At 67.3% G+C, this 17,626-nt stretch carries 18 protein-coding genes and 1 pseudogene; 7 read left to right on the top strand and 12 right to left on the bottom strand.

Features of this window, described 5'->3' with window-relative positions; translation table 11 throughout:
- Positions 1 to 200 precede the first annotated feature (200 nt).
- The 7 genes from AC07NF_RS01510 to AC07NF_RS01480 all read right to left on the bottom strand — a co-directional run bounded on the left by AC07NF_RS01510 (position 201) and on the right by AC07NF_RS01480 (position 3,860).
- Positions 201 to 1,025 (bottom strand): lytic transglycosylase domain-containing protein, encoded by an 825-nt coding sequence (locus tag AC07NF_RS01510; RefSeq protein ID WP_494632196.1) that lies wholly within the window; start codon positions 1,023 to 1,025, stop codon positions 201 to 203.
- The gene (locus tag AC07NF_RS01505) at positions 1,022 to 1,537 is read right to left on the bottom strand and encodes a S26 family signal peptidase (RefSeq protein WP_494632197.1); all 516 of its coding nucleotides are present in this window, start codon (positions 1,535 to 1,537) and stop codon (positions 1,022 to 1,024) included. The genes AC07NF_RS01510 and AC07NF_RS01505 overlap by 4 nt, the downstream gene beginning before the upstream one ends.
- Positions 1,534 to 2,004, bottom strand: a complete 471-nt coding sequence (locus AC07NF_RS01500) for a DUF2840 domain-containing protein (RefSeq protein ID WP_494632200.1) — start codon at positions 2,002 to 2,004, stop codon at positions 1,534 to 1,536. Before AC07NF_RS01500 ends, AC07NF_RS01505 begins: the two co-directional genes overlap by 4 nt.
- On the bottom strand, positions 2,004 to 2,300 hold the full coding sequence (locus tag AC07NF_RS01495) for a helix-turn-helix domain-containing protein (protein WP_494632201.1): 297 nt from the start codon (positions 2,298 to 2,300) through the stop codon (positions 2,004 to 2,006). Before AC07NF_RS01495 ends, AC07NF_RS01500 begins: the two co-directional genes overlap by 1 nt.
- Positions 2,301 to 2,420: 120 nt before the next feature.
- Positions 2,421 to 3,320, bottom strand: coding sequence for a DUF2285 domain-containing protein (locus AC07NF_RS01490; RefSeq protein ID WP_494632204.1), 900 nt, complete (start codon positions 3,318 to 3,320; stop codon positions 2,421 to 2,423).
- 6 nt (positions 3,321 to 3,326) lie between these two features.
- Positions 3,327 to 3,554, bottom strand: coding sequence for a helix-turn-helix domain-containing protein (locus tag AC07NF_RS01485; RefSeq protein WP_494632797.1), 228 nt, complete (start codon positions 3,552 to 3,554; stop codon positions 3,327 to 3,329).
- A 99-nt stretch (positions 3,555 to 3,653) separates the two neighbouring features.
- Positions 3,654 to 3,860 (bottom strand): helix-turn-helix domain-containing protein, encoded by a 207-nt coding sequence (locus AC07NF_RS01480; RefSeq protein ID WP_494655319.1) that lies wholly within the window; start codon positions 3,858 to 3,860, stop codon positions 3,654 to 3,656.
- A 127-nt stretch (positions 3,861 to 3,987) separates the two neighbouring features.
- Between AC07NF_RS01480 and AC07NF_RS01475 the strand changes: the two genes are divergently transcribed.
- The 4 genes from AC07NF_RS01475 (at position 3,988) to AC07NF_RS01460 (ending at position 11,168) form a co-directional block, all read left to right on the top strand.
- A complete protein-coding gene (locus AC07NF_RS01475; protein WP_494632206.1) occupies positions 3,988 to 4,527 on the top strand; it encodes an RNA polymerase sigma factor in 540 nt (179 codons plus the stop codon).
- Positions 4,524 to 5,516, top strand: a complete 993-nt coding sequence (locus tag AC07NF_RS01470; RefSeq protein WP_494632208.1) for a FecR family protein — start codon at positions 4,524 to 4,526, stop codon at positions 5,514 to 5,516. Before AC07NF_RS01475 ends, AC07NF_RS01470 begins: the two co-directional genes overlap by 4 nt.
- A gap of 121 nt (positions 5,517 to 5,637) precedes the next feature.
- Entirely contained in the window at positions 5,638 to 8,715 is a 3,078-nt protein-coding gene (locus AC07NF_RS01465) for a TonB-dependent receptor (protein WP_494632210.1), read from the top strand.
- Positions 8,716 to 8,747: 32 nt separating this feature from the next.
- Positions 8,748 to 11,168, top strand: a complete 2,421-nt coding sequence (locus AC07NF_RS01460) for a S9 family peptidase (RefSeq protein ID WP_494632212.1) — start codon at positions 8,748 to 8,750, stop codon at positions 11,166 to 11,168.
- On the opposite strand, the gene AC07NF_RS01455 is transcribed toward AC07NF_RS01460, so the two are convergent.
- The 3 genes from AC07NF_RS01455 to AC07NF_RS01445 form a co-directional block, all read right to left on the bottom strand.
- The gene (locus AC07NF_RS01455; protein ID WP_494632214.1) at positions 11,075 to 12,925 is read right to left on the bottom strand and encodes an asparagine synthase-related protein; all 1,851 of its coding nucleotides are present in this window, start codon (positions 12,923 to 12,925) and stop codon (positions 11,075 to 11,077) included. The genes AC07NF_RS01460 and AC07NF_RS01455 overlap by 94 nt on opposite strands.
- Before the next feature lies 1 nt (position 12,926).
- Positions 12,927 to 13,586, bottom strand: coding sequence for a lasso peptide biosynthesis B2 protein (locus tag AC07NF_RS01450; RefSeq protein WP_494632215.1), 660 nt, complete (start codon positions 13,584 to 13,586; stop codon positions 12,927 to 12,929).
- A gap of 543 nt (positions 13,587 to 14,129) precedes the next feature.
- Positions 14,130 to 14,741 (bottom strand): GntR family transcriptional regulator, encoded by a 612-nt coding sequence (locus tag AC07NF_RS01445; protein ID WP_494632216.1) that lies wholly within the window; start codon positions 14,739 to 14,741, stop codon positions 14,130 to 14,132.
- Between the two features lie 332 nt (positions 14,742 to 15,073).
- Between AC07NF_RS01445 and AC07NF_RS01440 the strand changes: the two genes are divergently transcribed.
- Positions 15,074 to 15,565, top strand: a complete 492-nt coding sequence (locus AC07NF_RS01440; RefSeq protein ID WP_494632219.1) for a helix-turn-helix domain-containing protein — start codon at positions 15,074 to 15,076, stop codon at positions 15,563 to 15,565.
- Positions 15,566 to 15,573: 8 nt separating this feature from the next.
- On the opposite strand, the gene AC07NF_RS01435 is transcribed toward AC07NF_RS01440, so the two are convergent.
- Positions 15,574 to 15,912: a DUF736 domain-containing protein gene (locus AC07NF_RS01435; RefSeq protein ID WP_494632220.1), complete on the bottom strand. Its 339-nt coding sequence runs from the start codon at positions 15,910 to 15,912 to the stop codon at positions 15,574 to 15,576.
- A 71-nt stretch (positions 15,913 to 15,983) separates the two neighbouring features.
- Here AC07NF_RS01435 and AC07NF_RS01430 point away from each other — a divergent pair, with 71 nt between their 5' ends.
- The gene (locus AC07NF_RS01430) at positions 15,984 to 16,637 is read left to right on the top strand and encodes a hypothetical protein (protein ID WP_494632222.1); all 654 of its coding nucleotides are present in this window, start codon (positions 15,984 to 15,986) and stop codon (positions 16,635 to 16,637) included.
- A 98-nt stretch (positions 16,638 to 16,735) separates the two neighbouring features.
- Here AC07NF_RS01430 and AC07NF_RS01425 read toward each other — a convergent pair whose 3' ends face one another.
- Positions 16,736 to 17,071 carry a DUF736 domain-containing protein gene (locus tag AC07NF_RS01425; RefSeq protein WP_494632224.1) on the bottom strand — a complete coding sequence of 112 codons (336 nt, stop codon included), beginning with the start codon at positions 17,069 to 17,071 and terminating at the stop codon, positions 16,736 to 16,738.
- On the opposite strand from AC07NF_RS01425, the pseudogene AC07NF_RS01420 reads away from it, so the two are divergent.
- Positions 17,054 to 17,545, top strand: a pseudogene (locus tag AC07NF_RS01420) (DUF736 family protein); the annotation flags it as partial. The gene AC07NF_RS01425 and the pseudogene AC07NF_RS01420 overlap by 18 nt on opposite strands.
- Positions 17,546 to 17,626 lie beyond the last annotated feature (81 nt).

The following is a 17,626-nucleotide window of genomic DNA, read 5'->3' as shown; positions in this document are numbered from 1 at the left end:
TTTGAAAACCCGTAGCTTCCAGAGACGCAAGGCCCGACGAAGAGCCCCAGGTCCCTGAAAATCCTCAACACCATCAACACCATGGGGCCGCAGGGTCCCGGTGCTTTTATCTTGCCGTCGTTCTTTTGTGGGTTTCCGACGACCAGCTTGAGGTCCGTTTCCCGCTCCTGCTTCCCCTACAGCCGCACCGACCCACCGGTTCATGGCCGCTGGTCCCGATCGGTGGTGACGAAGATCGTATCGCCCTTAGCGTGCTCATGTGCCGCACGGGGCCCACTGGCGAAAAGACCGGCCGTGCGCCAATCCGGCGCCGTCTCCACCGATGCAGGCCAGCGCTCCAGGCGTTCTTGGACGCGAGCGACATAGACCAGGGTCTCCCGGGGAAGCGGGGCACCGCGAAGATGCTGGCGGTATCGCCCGGGCCCAGCATTGTAAGCGGCCAGATAGCCGGGCGACCCGAAGCGGTCGTAGAGCCAGCGCAGATACCGCGCGCCCGCCAAAATGTTGTCCCTCGGCTCGAATGGATCGTCGCCAAGGCCCAGTTCGGCGCGCATTTCCCGCCATGTCACGGGCATGAGCTGCATCAGCCCCATGGCGCCCTTGGGCGATAGGGCGTCACGGCGGCCGCCGCTCTCGGCCGCCATCACCGCGCGGATCAGGCGTGCCGACAGTCCGAACCTGGTCGATGCTTCGTCGATCGCCTGACGGGCGGCGGCGGGACTTTCGCGCAGTTCATCGGCTACAGCTGGCGCTCCGTGCAGGACGCCGATGCCAAGAACCAGCACCGACGTCGCGACCGCCACGCCGTGAAACCGCAGCATGAGGGCGCTGGTCCCTCTGTCACCAAGCATGCGATCGGGCTGACGGACCTCAAGGGCAAGGCGCGTCCCGCGCCGGCCTGACGGCCGCCCTTGACCTCCGCTGCGCCCGGTCGCCAGGGGAAACTTGGCCGGGACGAGGAAAGGGCCCGCTTTCCAGCCGAGCCAGGAAAGGTGGATTGAAGGGAAAATGATCCGCGCGATCATCGGTCGCTCCAGATCCAGAAGGGTGTCGCCCGGCCCACGATGGAGGCACGAGCCAATGGGCCGAAGTAGCGGCCATCGAAGCTCGCAGGGGCCGCGTCGTTGAGCAGGAAGACCTCGCCGCGCCCGAGCCTCCGACACCCTTGGAACGGCTGGAGGCGACGCCCTGCACGGTCCCGCGACCGTGCTTCGGCGCGCCAATGACCGTCGATGAAGACGCCGTCGGCCCTGCCACACACCATTTGCCCCTCAGACGCCGCGAGGCGTTTGAGAAGCGGCACATTGACGGGCAGATAGGCGCGCTGGGCCATCCATGCCGCTAGTCCGGGAGGCGGCCGCACCACCACCCAATCGCCAATCTCTGGCTGGGTGCGATCCAGGATGTAGAACCCCACGGGCGCGCTGGCGGTAGCGTTGTACAGCAGGCGCGGCGCAGGCCGGAACAGCGCCGGGCCCGTGAGCAGCACGATCCCGGCGACGGCCAGGCCGGAGACGGCAAGTCGGCGGGCCGTCACGGCGCGATCCTCCGGCGGAGTAGCCACGCACGATGCCGCAAGCGCGTGTACGTTCTCGGCGGCAAGCCCACGACCACTCGGGCATGGACGTGCCGCCAGTAGTCCGGCGCGACCGTCTCCGGCGATAGCCCGACGACTTCCAGCGCGTCGATCGCGGCCAGGACGGCCTGCACCTTTGGCCATCCCGCTATGTCGAGCAGCAGCTCCGCGCCGGGCGCGACGAAGGGCACGGTGGTGAAAGCCTCATGTGGCCGGATTGCGCGTAGGATGGCGATCCGCGACTCCACCGTGCCGTATTCGCCTGCCCGCCAGCGGACCAAGGCGAAGATCGATCCTGGCGCGAACGAGACGATCCGGCGCCGGCGATCGATCAACTGCTCGCCAGCGACACGGCCGAAGCGGATCCAGCGTTCGATCTGCCCTTCCAGCCAGACGAGCTCGACGCTGGTTTCGAGGCCGGCGCTCATCAGTCGTCCCGGCGCGTGGCGAAAGCCGGCGCGATGGCTGCGTGCCGCTTGGCCGGGAGCACGTTGTCGGCGCTCTGCTCGCTCGTGGAGGTGCGCACCCCGCGCGCAGCCCAGGCCTCTAGATCGGCCACAGCGTAGATCACCCGGCCGCCGATCTTCCGATAGGTCGGACCCGTCCCGTAGGTGCGATGCTTCTCAAGGGTTCGGCCGGACAGGCTCAGGAAGCGCGCAGCCTCCGGCGTATTGAGGTGGCCGATCAGGTTGGGCGGCAGTGAGGCCGACGACGAGTTGGACATGGGCGTACTCCGGGCGATGGTCGCCGGGCCTGGAGAGGCCGCGGCCAAGCCCGGTCACCTTGGCGAAGCGTCTGCGCCCAGGGGGATGGCGAAGATCGGGGGCGCCGTTTTCGCCACCCCTCAAAGGCCGCCCTTCAGCAGGTTGAGATAGCCGCCCCGCATCAGCGCCCTCCCCGTCCGGACCAAGCGGATGGTCGCGTCCCGGACCGACGCGGTCCGCCAGGCGTCGCGCTCGACGGCGGCGTCGCCGAACACCGCGCGCGCGATCTCGCGGTAGCTTTCGCGGCGCTGAGAGCCGTCCAGCGCCACAAGGCTGCGCGACAGGCGCAAGCGCTGAGCAGCCGTCAGGCGCGATCGCGGCGCGGCGCGTCCGCTGGCGACGCGCTCCAGCGCCTCGACGGCGCGCACGCGGAGTCCAAAGTCCTTGTCAAAGCCGAGCACCACCAGCACCGGGCCGGCCGGCGTCGCCTCGCCCCGGAACAACAGCTGTAGCCCTGCCGCCAGACGCAGATGAAGGCCGTCCTCGCCCCGACGAACCAGGCCGTCCGGGACGCGCGTCGCCAGGCGCTCTCCAGAGGAATCCGCCCCGCTAATCAACGGCAGCACGATCCCCGGCGCGACATCCTCCCGCCAGAACACCTCGGCCTGGGTCGCGGGAAGCGCGGGATCAGCAGGGAAACGAAGTCCCCAACGCGCATCCACGACCGGCTTCGACCGACCATAGTCGGTGCGATAGTCCGGATTTCGCCGCAGAAACTCCCACGCGAAGCCGGGAACATTCAAGCTCGCGAACGACGGTCCGTCGCCGTCGGCGCCGCCGTCCGGCGACCGTCCCGATCTCGTTCGAGCGAGCGGCGCGGCCATCGGGGCATCGCAATGAGCGAACACAGACTTGGCGAGTAAAACGCCAACAACTCTGAACGAAGCGAGCTTGGCCCGCATCTTGTAGGGAGCAATCCCGTCGGTTTTCGGGATTGAAAGTCGTGCAGCTGGGAAATGACCACCAGAAAAAGGTGTCATTTACCCTCAGGTCTCGGATTGCTCCGCTGATCGCCGAACCAAAACTTCCTCGCTCACATTCAGCGCTCTCGCTATGCGCTCGAGGACGTTCAGCGTGATGTTCCGCTTACCGGATTCGACGCCAGATAAGTATGTCGGATGGATGTCGGATTGATGCGCAAGCTCGTCCTGCGCGATGTCGCGGTCCTCGCGCAGCGCGCGAATATTCTCTCCAACGACATGCCGTAGATGCATGGCGACACGGCGCACGAACCGGCGGCACGGTTGAATAGACTATGAGTAAAGTTCGCCCTTATCCACAGCTGGGAATCTAACTGGCATCCGCACCCAGGGTTATCGGCGAACCAGATCTTTGGCAGTTACATCGAGTGCATTTGCAATTCGTTCGAGCAAATCGATAGTTATATTTTTCCGGCCATTCTCGATTCCAGATAGATACGTAGGATGTATGTCGGCTCGGAAGGCGAGTTCCTCCTGCTTGAGCAGCTTCACCTTCCGAAGCGCCCGAATATTCTCGCCGATGACAGCCCGCAGGTGCATCCGGGCAGGCATCGGTATTTGGGCTGGACTGTGAATAGACTATGAGTAAAGTCAGCTACGTGCCCGACCAAAATCGACCCGCCGCCTGACGCGGCACTGGTGAGTACGGGCCCACGAGGCAGGCAGCATGGAAGCCACGCTCAAGAAGGTAAGTGCACCGCGACAGGTCGTGACGGGTGATCAACGGCCATCTGTGGTCGTAGAAGCGCTTTACAGCGACCACGCGCCCTGGCTGCTGGGGTATCTCCGCCGCCGCTATGGGGCCGAAGCCGCCGATGAGCTGACCCAGGAAACCTACCTCCGCGTCGCGCGGCTGCCGCCGGTCGGACCGCTGCGCGATGCGCGCTCGTATCTCCTGCACATCGCCAGGAACCTGGCGAAGGACCGGAGCCGAAACGGGCGGCGGCGGATCACCGAACCCCTCGACGAAGACGCCGTCGCCGCAGCGCCGGTCCACGGTCCGCAGCTTCAAGCGGTACTTTTCCGACAGATCATGCTGGCCCTGCCGTCGAAGTTGCGCGATGTTTTGGTTCTGAACCATGTGCGCGGCATGACCTATTCGGAGATCGCGGTGTTGCTCGACATATCGGTCAAGACGGTCGAGAAACGCATGAGCAAGGCCATGATCCTTTGCGCCGCGAAGATGTGCGACGTGAACCCAGAATGATCGAGCAACAGCAGAGACCAACGAAGATCGATCGGGAAGCGGCCGACTGGTACGCGCGCCTGAATTCGACCGTGATCGAGAACCCGGACCTCAAGCAGTTCGAGGTTTGGCGGAAGACGCCGGAGAACCTGGACGCCTACAACCGGCTGTCCGCCATGGCGGGCAAGCTGCGCGACCTGCGCAGCGATCCTGGCCTCGATGCGCTCGCCGAAGACGCCATCGCGCGTGCGGGCGCGCGCAGCCGCCCCAAAAGTCGGCAAGCGAGTCGTATCGCGATCGGCGCGGGACTGATGCTGGCGGCGGGCCTGGTCGTGGGGGCCGTGACGCTCTACGGCGGCGGCGCCCAGCGCTACGAGTCCGCTGTGGGCGAGCGCAAGATCCTTCGCCTCGCCGACGGATCCGAGGTGACGCTCAACACCAACAGTCAGATCGCCGTGCGCATGACCCAGGGCCAGCGACGGATCACGCTGACGCGCGGCCAGGCGCTGTTCGAGGTCGCCCACGATACGGCCCGGCCGTTCATCGTCGACGCCGGCGACGCCGAGATCACCGCCGTGGGGACGCGCTTCGACGTCTATCGCCGCGCCGGCGCCGTTCAAGTGACGTTGACCCAGGGCAAGGTTTCGATCCGCGACGACGCCGACCACGGCCGCTCATGGATGCTCGCGCCCGGTCAGAAGATCGTGGTGGGCCCCACCGCCCGCCCGGTCCCCGCCGACATCGGCGCCGACACCAGCTGGACCTCCGGCCAGGTCATTCTGCATGACACGCCGCTCGCGCAGGCGGTCGCCGAGGTCAACCGCTACAGCAGCAGGAAGGTCGTGCTCGCCGACGACGCGCCCCTTGAGCGGCGGATCAATGGCGCGTTCCCGACCGGCGACGTGGATGGCTTCGCGCTCGCCGCCAGCGACGTTCTTGATCTGGAGATGCGGCCTGGGAAGAACGGCCGGACCATCGAACTCCACGCCAAAGGCCCGGGGACACCCTGACGTCATATTTATTTCACAGCGCGGTAGGGTGAAGCGCCAGGTTGGGCGTCTCCCCCGCTACCGCCGGCATTCAAGCGCCCGTCATCGTGACGCGGGCCGCCGGCGGGCCGGGGGTGTTTGAATGTCGTTTTCGTATCGCCGCGTCCTTTTGGCTTGGGTTTCGCCAATCGCCTGCCTCGCCGCGGCGCCTAGTGCCGGCCTCTCCGCCGAGCGCGCAGTGCAAGTCGAAATTCCGGCGGGACCGCTCGACGCCGCCCTGATCGCTCTGGGCAAGCAAGCCAAACTGCGGATCATGTTCACTAGCGAGCTGGTCGCGGGTCGCCGCACGGCCGGCGTGCGCGGACAGCTGGCGCCGTCCGTCGCCCTTTCCCAGCTGCTGACCGGGGCAGAAATCGACGTCCGTCAGGCGGGTCCTGGCGTTTTCGTGCTGCACCCGAAGAAACGCCCGGCGATGCAGCCCAACGCCGCGCTCGGCGCGATGCGGACAAATCCGGACGCCGTCGGCGCACCAGGCGAGGTGCAGGCGAGCGCAACGTCCGCCTCCGACGATCCGGCTCCGGCACCTCAGCCGGCCGAGGCCTTCATGGTTTCGGAGATCGTGGTCGGCAGTCATATCCGGGGCGTCAAGGATGACGCCTCTCCGGTCATTGTGATCGGCCGCGAAGAGATTGATCGCGGCGGCTACGCGACCCTGGCCGACGCGCTGTCTGCCCTGCCGCAGGCCTTCGGCGGCTCGGCCAGCGATGACGCGCGCACCACCGCGACCGATCCCACCACGACCAACGACACGCGCGCGACGGGCTTCAACCTACGCGGCCTGGGCGCCGACGCCACCCTCGTGCTGGTCAATGGCCGCCGCATGGCGGGGTCGGGCCTGATGGGCGACTTCGCCGACGTTTCCTCCATCCCGCTTGCCGCCGTCGCACGGGTCGAGGTGCTTCTCGACGGCGCTTCTGCCCTCTACGGCTCCGACGCCGTCGGCGGCGTGGTGAACATCGTGCTCCGCGATCGCTACGACGGTGCCGAAACCCGCGCCCGCATCGGCGGCTCCACGCGCGGCGATCTCGGCCAAAGGCAGTTCGCGCAGACCTTTGGCCGCGCCTGGCAGTCAGGCTCCATGTTGGTCAGCGGCGAATACCAGCGTCGCGATCGGCTCCGCGCCGCCGACCGGGCGTTCACCAGCAACGCCGATCTGCGACCGCTGGGCGGCACGGATCGCAGGCTCAATTTCAGCCAGCCCGGAAACATTCTCGGCGTGGATCCCGTCACGCGGCTATCGGTCCCGATGTGGGCGATCCCCGCCGGCCAGGACGGCACCGCGCTCAAGCCCGGCGACTTCATCGCCGGCCAGGTCAATCGTCAGAACTTCCGCGATACCCTCGACATCCTGCCTGTGCAGGAGCGCGGCAGTCTCTATGTCGCCCTCTCCCAAGATGTCGGATCGCGGCTCACCCTGACGGCGGACGCCCGCTATAGCGATCGCCGCTATACGACCCACGCCAATCCGCCGATGACCAACCTCGCCGTCGGCCGGAACAACCCCTTCTTCGTCTCGCCCAACGGGTCGGCTTCCCACACGATCGCCTATTCGTTTCAAAACGAGGCAGGTGGCCTGAGAAGCACCGGCGAGGTGCAAAGCCGCGCCTTCACGGTGGGCGCAGTCGTTCGGCTACCCGCCGACTGGCGGCTGAACGGCTACGCCCTGCACGCCGAAGAGCTGCAGGACAGCTTGTCGACCAACGTCATCAACTCGGTCTACCTCAACGAAGCGCTGGGCAACACCGCCGACAATCCGCTGACCGCCTTCAGCGCCGCGCGCGACGGCTACTTCAATCCCTTCATCGGCCAGGGCCGAAACAAGCAAGCCGTCCTCGACTTCGTGACCTCCGGCTTCGAGCAGCGCCACACCGTGGGCCGCCTGGACACCGTCAGTCTGATCGCCGATGGCGCCCTCGTCCGGCTCCCCGCCGGCTCGGCGCGGTTGGCCGTTGGGGCTCAGTTCCGGACCGAAGGCCTCAAGAGCGTCGGGAGGAGCCTCTCCAGCAACGTCGTCCCGGTCGCGGCCTTCTCGAGGCGGGGTGAGCGCGACGTCAGCGCGGTCTTTGCGGAACTGCGCGCCCCACTGTTCGGGACCGACTTCAGGCGTCCTGGCCTGGAGCGCCTGGAGCTGTCGCTCGCGGTCCGCCGCGAGCATTATGAAAACCAGGGTTCCAGTACCGTGCCCAAAGTCGGCTTGGTCTGGTCGCCTATCGATAGCCTGACGGTGAAGGCCACTTATGGCGAGTCATTCCGCGCGCCCTCCTTGGGCGAGCTGACCGATCCCGCCCAGGCTACGCCGGTCATCATCAGCAATGGTCCCACCACGGCGCTCACTCTCGTCCGCGTCGGCGGAAACCCAGCCCTGCGGCCCGAAACGGCCAAGTCTTGGACCGCCGGCGTCGAGTTCGCGCCCCGCTCGACACCGGGCGCGAGACTGTCCGCGACGCTGTTCGAGACGAAGTTCAACGACAGGATCGGCCAGCCGGCGATCAGCAACCTGACCACCATCCTGACGGCGCCGGATCTGGCTCCCTTTCGTCAGTTCGTGAGCCCCGCCAGCAACTCGGCGGACCTTGCCTTGGTCCAGTCCGTGCTCGCCACCGCCAGCCCGTCCGCGGCCGCCCTGTTCCCAGCGACGTCCTATCAGGCCATCGCCGACGCCCGTTACGTCAACACCGGCAGCTTCGAAGTGCGCGGGCTGGATCTGACTGGGGCCTACGTTCTGTCGATCGCGGGCGATCCGGTGGCTCTGTCGGCCAACCTCTCGTGGCTGATGTCCTACAAGCGACGCATCACCGCCTCAGCCCGATCAGTGGAGCTGGCGGGCTTCGTGGAAAACCCCGCCGACCTGCGTGGGCGTTTGTCTGCGGCCTGGAGCCATGGCCCCATAACCACCAGCATCAGCCTCAACCACGTCGGGGACCTCAGCAACCCCGACGGGCTGCGGGTGCATGCCCAGACCACGGCTGATCTGCAGGTCCAGTACGCCGCACGCGCCAAGGCCGGCGCCTGGCGCGGTGTCGTGGCGGCCGTGACGGTGCAAAACATCCTCGACCAGCGGCCGCCTTTCTACGACTCGCGGGCGGCCGTCGGATACGACCCGGCCAACTATGAGCCGGCGGGCCGTGTGGTGGCTCTGCAACTAACCAAGGCCTGGTAGGCCTAACGCTCCCACAGCACTGGAACCGTCCAATGCGATTTCTCGCAACGCTTCTGCTCGCCTGTATCCTGGCAACGACGGCCCGCGCCGATGGCCGGCCCTTTGTGGTCGAGGACCTGCTGTCCCTGCAGGATGTCGGGCATGCGGAGTTCTCCGCCGACGGCCGCTGGCTCGTCTACGAGACCTTCGGCCCGTGGAAGGAAGCCCCGTCCTTCGACCACGACTTCCTGATCCAGCAGGGACTTGGCCGCGTCTTCGTCGTCGACCTCCAAGGAGAGGCCCCGCCTCGCCTCCTGCTCGCGCCGGTGGCGGGGGCGGGAGACACGCTGGGTGCGGTGTCGCCGCGCGGCGACAGGGCTATCGTGTTCCGGCTTCAGGGTCGCCGCAGAGAACTCGGCGTCGTCACCCTGTCTTCCGGCGCGGTGGTGTGGACGGGCCAGCATGTCCAGCCGGAGCTCTGGACGCCCTCGGCGGTCTGGCGCGACGACGGCGAGATCCTGGCCCTGTCCGCCGCTCCCGAGACAGCATCGCTGCTTTTGGGCCGGGGCTGGCAGGTCCAGGCGCGCACCGAGGCGGGATGGTCCGCCGCGGCCCGGGGGGAGCTTTCCGTGACGGCCTTGGGCGCCGGCGCCTATGAGCGTTATAATCCGCCAGCGCCCAAGGCCGATCTCATGTCGATCGATCCGGTGACCGGCGCTGCGCATCGGTTGGCGAGCGGCCGGTTTGCGGACCTCAAGCTAGCGCCGGGCGGTGGCTCCGTCGCCCTAATCGAGGAAGCGGAAGCAATCCTGCCCACCGCCACTACCGTGCTGGGGTCAGGGTTCGAGCGTCGACGGCGCCTGGTGCTCATCGACGTATCGACCGGCGTGGCGACCAGGCCTTGTGCGACCTGCGATCTCCTGCCGTTCGTTTGGACCTGGTCTCCGGACGGCCACGAACTGGTCGCGCCGGTGCGGCGGGATGGCGAGCCGCTCGGCGAAGCCCGCTACTGGCGCTTCACGCGGACCGGTCAGGCAAAGGTCCTGTCGCACCACCTGTCGGTCGGCGAAGCCGGCGGCCGCGACAAACTTCCGCTTGCTGCCGTTGCCTGGCCGGGCCGCGATCCGATCGTGATGGGCCGCCGATCGGACCCGTCAAGACTCGATTGGTGGCGTGTCACGTCGGGCAGCCCGGTCAACCTCACGGCCTCGAGCGAAGGCGCCCTACCCCAGGTCCTGGCGGCCGACCGGGCCGATGCGCTACTGGCAACTCGCTTGGGTCTGATCGCCGTTCACGCGGATGGCCCGCCCCGATCGCTGGTCGGCTCCCCGGCGCCAACGGGAGCGTCGAGGGCCGGCCGTGCCAGCCGGTCCGCGGTCGTGATCGGCGCGAACGCTCGGCGCCAGGCCAGACTCGTGGAGGCCAATGGCTCGAGCCTTGCGCTGCCGACCTTGCCGGACGACGCCCGGGTGCTGGCGATCTCGCCCGTGCCCGGCCAACTGCTGATCGAACGCCGTGACGATCACGGGGTCCGATCTCTGTTGCTCCGGCAAGGCTCACACGACCGCCTGTTGACGAAGATCAATGCGCGCCTGGCCTCGATCGCCTTCACCAAGCCACTTCCCGTCCGCCATCTGGGCGCCGAGGGCGAGTATCTGACAAGCTGGCTCTACTTGCCCCCTGAACCACCCGGAAGGGCCGACATACCGGTAATCGTGGTGCCCTATCCCGGCGGACGCTACGCCGCGCCGCCCGTCGATCAGGGTCCCGGCGAGCTGAAGTTCGACACCAATGTTCAGCTGATGGCGGCCGCCGGCTATGCTGTCGTAGTGCCGAGCCTGCCGCTGGCCGCTGGCGCAGAACCGATGCCGGGCCTGGCGGACGCCATGCTACGCGCGGTGGACCAGGCGCGCCGCGACCATCCGCAACTATCGACGGATCGTCTGGCGGTATGGGGCCAGAGCTATGGCGGCTATGGCGCACTGGCGGCCGGCATACAATCGGGGCGCTTTCGCGCGGTCATCGCTTCAGCCGCTGTGACAAACCTGATCGCCCGGCACGGCGCTCTGGCTCCGGCGGCGCTGGCCACGCCCGAGGTCCTGCTGCAGATCCCCGGCCGGCTTGCCTGGGCAGAGAGCGGCCAGGGCCGGATGGGAAGCCCGCCGTGGAAGGATCCTGACCGCTATGTGCGCAACAGTCCCGCTCTGCAGATCGACAGGATGTCCCCTCCGGTGATGTTGATCTATGGCGACCTCGATACCGACGCCAGCGAGGTCGAGGCGGTTTTTGCGTCGCTCTACAGGCTCGGCAAGGACGCGCAGCTGCTGATGTACCGGGGTGAACAACATGTCGTCGTCAGCCCGGCTAATGTACGAGATCTCTACGCCCGCGCCTTCGGCTTTCTCGCGACGTCACTGGCCCGACCGAGCGAGGCTCCGGCAACGAAGCCGCAGCCGATGCGCGCCTCCCAATGACGCACCCAAGCCTCCAGCGTCGCCGCCGCGAGAATCTGACCGTAGTCGTCGCGCCAAATCAGCGCGTCGCGATCAAGGATGCGCTCAAGGGCGACCGGATCAACCAGTCCCTCGGCCACGAGCCGCCCGCCAAGCAGATAGGGGCGCAGGAAATCAAGGCTGCGCGCCATGCTCTTGCCAAAGAACACGCTGATGTCGCCTTTGGACCGCCGCGCAACGATCGAAGGCGGTAGGCGCTCTGCGAAGGTTTGGCGCGCCAGCGTGCGTTCGCCTTCGCCTGAGCTGAGCAGCGGCGCCGGGATCGAAAGGCTTAGCTCGACTACCGGGAGGCTAAGCAGGGGATGAGCCTGACGCACGAGATTGTCACGCAAGGTCTCGTGGAACACTCGCTGGCTGAGGACGAGACCGGCGATCTGCAGGCGCTTGGACGGCGTGACTCCTTTGAGGTCCTTCGCCCAAGGGTGTCCCGCCCCCAAAGACCCTGCCCGGCGGGCTATATTGGTGCGGTTCACCAATCGCTCGGGCGAGCCCATGCCGGGTCGACCAGTGATCGCCTGCCAAGCCAAGCTCCAGACCGACCGCCGGGTTCGTCGCGCGATGTCGCCCAGCCTGGCCGAGCGCCGCCCCTCGCAAGGCTCGCCTCTCAGAAGATCGGCAGCGAGCTCTGCGGCTCCGATTTGAAGGAAGACGACATCGCCGCCGTGGCCGGTGAACAGAACGTCAGCCTTCACCTCGGCGATCTCCTTGGCCAGCAACAAATCGTAGTCGATGTCCACGGCGTTGAAATTGGGCTGGATCGAGCGGGCGCTGAACGCGAGGCTCTCCTCGCTCATCGTGATCGGCGGCCTCGCCATCGCCGCCAGCGGCACGCCGATGCGATCGGCCACCGCTTGAGCGTAGCCGCGCTCGTCGGCCTCGGCCTGGTCGCGGAAGAAGTTGGTGGTGCGAACCGGGCTACGTCCGAGGGCTGCCAGACCGGTGGCGACAACCGCGGAGTCCAGTCCGCCGGAGACTTCACATAGAATGCGCTCCGCTCCGTCAGCCTGGGCGGCGATGGACATGTCCACGGTGTGGGCCAGGAGCGCCCGCAGTTCCCGCGCATCGCCAGGCCGCTGCCGGCCGGATCGGCGGGCGATGACCGCCGGCGACCAAAGGGTAACAAGGCTGGTGGCTCCCGCGCCATGTCGTACCGCGCCCGGTGGGATCCAGCCGATGCCGGTCAGAGGCGGCGCCCCGCCCGCGCGCGGCGGGTCGGCCAGGATTTCACCTAGGACCGTCCAGTCGATGGCGACCTGTCGCGGCGCGGCGGCGCCGTCCGGCACCGTGGATCCCATCACGGTGACCTCGTCTCGCTCCCAGACGAACGCGGCCAGGCCGCCCATGGGCGGACACAGCAGCGTGGGCGGGTCTGCCCTGCGCGGCACGAGCACGGCGACATAATCGCCCCAGGCGCCATCGACAAGCAGCCGGCAGGCCTCAAGCGGATCCAGGTCGGCAAGGCCTGCGAGATCGGCCCGGGCCGTGACACCGCGTTCCGCCGCCCTCCGTTCGAAGGCCCGGCCGACCAGCACTCCGCCGACGCCGGCCGCGCCGGTGATCGGCCGCACGTCCGGCGCAGCCTGCCCTTGGACGAAGACGGCCAAGCCGTAGGCCCTCAAGGCCAGGGTCCAGTCCGGTTGATGCGTCAAGTCCTCGACCATGGCGTCGAAGGCTTGGCCCGGCCGGCCGGGCGGATGGGTGAGGATGAGATAGCCCATGTCAGACGACCATGATCGGCGTATAGGCCGACAGCCGCTCGGCCTCGTCGTCGAGGGCGACGTCGCCGACCTGCAGCCAGCAGTGCGCGCGGAAGGGCCAGGTTCGAACGCCGAATACCCAGCGCGCGCCATGTCCCAACGCGGTTAGGTAGCGCAGCAGCATGTGGCTTCGGAACAGGCAGAGGCCGTCGATAGGCAGCCAGGGCGTTAAGCGCCGAAAGACATTGAGGTCGGTCAGGAGGCCTGGCGACGGCTCTGCGTCGTCCGGTCCCGTCGCGACCCGGATGAGTTCCCCGATCGGACGACTGCGGAAACGGGAAGCCTCCAGAACGGCGGCGCACAGTGCCCTGGCGTGGCGCAGGCGCGGGCGACGATCCAGGATCTTGATCTGATCCTCGATCAGTCGCCGCGCGGTGCGGATCGGAACGCCAGGCGGCGCACGCATCGACAAGACTGCCTTGGCCGTCACCGGCTCGACCAACCCGGACTCGACCAGCGCCTCGGCAAGCCCCGGAACGTGCGCGGCGACTTGGTCGTCTGTCAGATCGAGCGCGCCAGGGTCGAGCGGAAGACAAAAGTAGGCGTCGTCCCGAGGAACCAGGAAGACGAGGTCGGAAGAGACTTGGACGGCGAACACGCCGTCGGCCAAGCGCAGCGCCATGGGTTCAATCCTGATCTGGTGTGGAGGAGCCGATGGGGGCCGGCCCATCGAGCTTGGCTTGAAAAGCCGGCCCCTTCGATCGCGATCCCGTAAGGTTCACGCCGAGCCGCCGCTCAGGTGATGTTGTAGCGATCGGGCATGAGAAGTTCGGGCGCCTGCCAGCCGGAGCCGTCCTGGGTGAGCACCGAGGCGGCCCCCAGGCTGAGGATTTTGAACTTGGTCATGGTCGAAGTCCTCCTTGTCAGCCGATCGCCCGGAGACGGTCGGCAAAGGCGCGACGGATCGTCTGAGCGCCGCCCGCCGGTGGCGACGGCGGCCGAGGGCCGCCGTCTTGGACGAGTGTCAGATGCCGTTGTAACGGTCGGGTTGGGCGACCTCCGGGAACAGGTCGCCAGTGCCGTTCTGGGTCAGGCTCTTGGCGGAGCCCAGACGGATGAGGGTGAACGTGTTGCGCATGGTCTTCTCCTTCATTCGATGTGCAGCTGCAGATTGCAGCCCAATCAGGAGGCGACCGGCCGGAGGTATATTCAAACTATATCCGGCCTATATCTGAAGGCGCTCGAGGGTCTCCCGCAGCAGTAGGGCTGCTGTCGCAATGCGCCGTCTGTAGTAGGCGCGCGCAATGGCCCGGAGCGGAACGAGCTCAGGATAGGCGGCGCGCAACTCGGCCATGCTGGCTTGGCCGTCGCCAATCACGACGATCTCCGCCGGCAGGAAGGCCGACAGGGGCTCGCGCGTTCGCCTCAGCGACGCCAAGAGGGTGCGGTCGCCGCCCAGGGCGGCCAGGACATCGAAGACGGCGGCGGGCTCGCCCACGGGGGTGACGGGCCAGGCCGGAGAACCCTGCCCTGGCCCGAGCCGGGCTAGCCGGGCGTCGGTAGACAGGGCGGCCAGGAGGTGTGTCAGATGCAGGCGGTAGAGTTCGGCTAGGTTGGTGGCTTCGTAGGTTCGGCCGACGTAGCCGGCGTGGGTTCTCACCACGAGGCCCTCACCCGCCAGCCAGGCGAGCGCCTCGCGGACAGGCGTCTGGCTCACGTTCAGCTCACGCGCCAGGAGATTGATGGCCAAGGGTCGGCCCTGCAGCCCTTCGCCCGCCCGCACCTTCAAACGGATGGCGTCCAGCGCGCGCTCGAAGGGGTCCCGATCACGGCTCACAGCATATCACCGCAAAGGCTCAGAGCTTGACGCCCGTCGTGTGCTGCTGTCGATGACGCGCCGCTTTGACGGTTTCAAAATGACCCGCCAAGACTGGGTCGGCTGTCGATCCCACGCCGTTGAAACCTGGGTATGCGGGCGTATCCCCAGAACTGTGCGGGTGTTTCCGCCGTATAACGGGAGTCCAACCGCAGAAACGCTCCAAGGCCAGCACAATCGGCCTATACGGCCGCCGCGTTCAGCTTCAACAGCAGTTGCCAATTGATCGGCTTGCGGATGAATCCCAGAGTGGTTCGCGTCTTTAGGTTGACCGCGTGTGTTGCGGAGTGCGCATGACGAAATCTGCGGAAAGCTACGCGCGGCAGTCCGAACTGCTTTCCCTCATCCTGAAGACCATTCGACGCGAGCGACGACTGAAAGCCGCCGAGGTCGCCAGCGCCATGGGCATCGCCCTCAAGACCTATGAGAATTTCGAGGCCGGCCGAGGGCGGCTCGACCTCGAAAAGGTGCGCCTGTTCGCGGAGGCCACCCGCTCTGACGCGGTCGCCATCCTGCTGGGCGTGATGTTTGGTTCGGCGGACATTGCGCTGCGGGCCATGGACAACAAGATCTCGACCATCCTCTGGATCGCGCTGCGCGAGTTTGGCGACGACGTCGGCGACGCCATGGCCGGCATCCCCGGGACGTCGGCGTTCGAGGCGTTCCGCAAGGCCTTCGCCGAGCTGGGCGAGCTGCTCCGCCGGCGCGACACCGGCGCGGAACGCTGGCTCGAACAGGAGATCAGCCGCCTCTACAAGCCGCCGTACGATCCCCAGACCGAGTGACCCGCGCACTAGGCGGGCGCGGGCGGAGCCGCCGTCGGCGGGTTCGGCGCCTCGGCTTTTCGGATCCAGACGAGCGGCAAGACTCCGTCTTCGGCAGGCATCAGTCGCGCATTGACGGGTTCGGGCCAGGTGGGATCGTCGAGCTTGACGTTGAGGATTGCACCGGAGGCATCCGATCCGCGCCATGCGGCCCCGCATTCGTTTTCCCCGACGAACGCCAGGTAGTCCGGCGCCCTGCTGGAGAACTTGTCGCCGGGCGCCAGCCTCAGCGTGACGTCGAGATGCAGCGTCGTGAGGCGGCCGACGAACGCCTCACCCTCGCGCCGGAAGTGGCCGATGGTGGTCATGGTCTTGTCCTTTGTAGAAGCCCGCAAGCTGCGCCATCGGCGGCGGCCCAGGAACCGGCGGGGGGAAACCGGTGCTGTCCTGGACCGCCGCCGTCGCCGCCGCCTCGGGGGAGAAAGGCGGCGGCGATCTGCGGGGGCGAAGCCGACGCTTGGCGGGCGGTTGGGAGCGTCGTCGCGGACCCGCCAAACCGTTGTCCGCCAAGGCGTACGGCGGCTCAATCCGTCTCGCTGGCTGGTCGCGTAGAGACAGGCCCTGGCGTGGAATCGGCGAACCCGCCGAGATCGGCATCGCGGATCCGGACTCCACAGCGGAGAGATGTTCTGCTTATGTTCGCTTTCGTAACGAGGAGGCCGAGATGCCGGACAGCGAAGTCATCATCGAGGGTGTAGCGTTCATGAGCCTCCATCACCACGACGGCCGGTTCGTGCGCGGCGATGGCCTGTTCGCCTTCGCCCGGCGTGACCCGGACGGCGGCCGCACCATCCTTCACTACGAGCTGGCCAAGGACATCAACCGCGTCGCTCGCCACGACCATCCAAGCTGGGCCTATGCGGTAAGCGCGGGAATGAACGAGCTGCTGGTGCATCTGGCCGGTTCCCAGCAGCGCCCCGGCGAAACAGGACCGGACGCCGTCACCGTGCCGATCCGCTGGGCCCTGTGGGCTGCCGAGATCGACGAACCAGACGCAGACGCAGTAGGCGTTCCAGAAAGGGCCGTAGGCTGACGCTTGCGTGTGACGCGGCCGGACCCGACCTCAAGCTCCCCTAGCCCCGCCCCGAACGAAAGGCGCCCGCCGCATTGCGGCGGGCGTCGTCGTTTCGATCAGCCTTCCTCGTCGTCGGGCTGGCCGGGCTTGGACGGGCGGCTCCACACCAAGTCGAAGCCTTCCTTGGCGGCGTGCAGCCGGGCGAAGACCGGGGCCGGGAAGCTCGGATCGTCCAGCTTGACCGACAGGTAGTCGTTGCCCTCGCGCGACTTGCGCTTCCAGGCCGCTCCGATCGGCACGCCGCCGGCGGCGTCGATGCGATAGGCTGGCTGCTTCTTGGCGTCGTCGCATTCGACTTCGCGGAAGCGGACGTTCTTGAGGTTGAGCTTGAGCGAGCGGATGGCGCCGACATAACCGTCCGAGGCGATGGCGAAATGACCAATGGTGGACATCTGAAAAGCTCCTGTTCGTCTTCCGGGCCGCGCCGATCGCGGCCTCGATGGCGATCCAGGGACCGGGGCGATGGACCGGCCGGCAGGCGCGCGAGCGCGCCCCGCAGCGGAGCGGAGGACCGCCGACGGCGTCTGTGTTGCCTCGCGAGGAATGGGCGCCGCCCAGGGGAAGACAGTCGCCGGCCAGGTTGCGGGCTGGGACCGCCTCGGTCGGATCAAAGCCAAAAGAGGACGCGGCATCGGGTCGGCCCGGAAGGCGAACCGGACTTTGACTTGGCCACCTTGGTCTCTTCGCCTCGTCTGGACGGCTTGGTCGGCGCCCTCCGCTCGCTCAAGCTAGCCCTGAAGAGCGTGCATTTTCGGGCGGTCGAATGCGACGGCGCTTGGAAACAGCCGGATAAACGTGTCGCCGCCTTTGACGGCGTGCCGATCGGAGCGGCCTGGAAGCGCAAGTCGCGCGAGGGCAACGACTACCTGTCTGTCAGGCCGACGACCCGTGCGTGCCGGTTCCGATCCCGCCTGGACGCATGCCGCCTTGAAGTCTTCGATCTGGCC

Source organism: Caulobacter sp. GW821-FHT10A06, from assembly GCF_059415805.1.
This window is presented reverse-complemented; position numbering and strand designations above follow the sequence as displayed.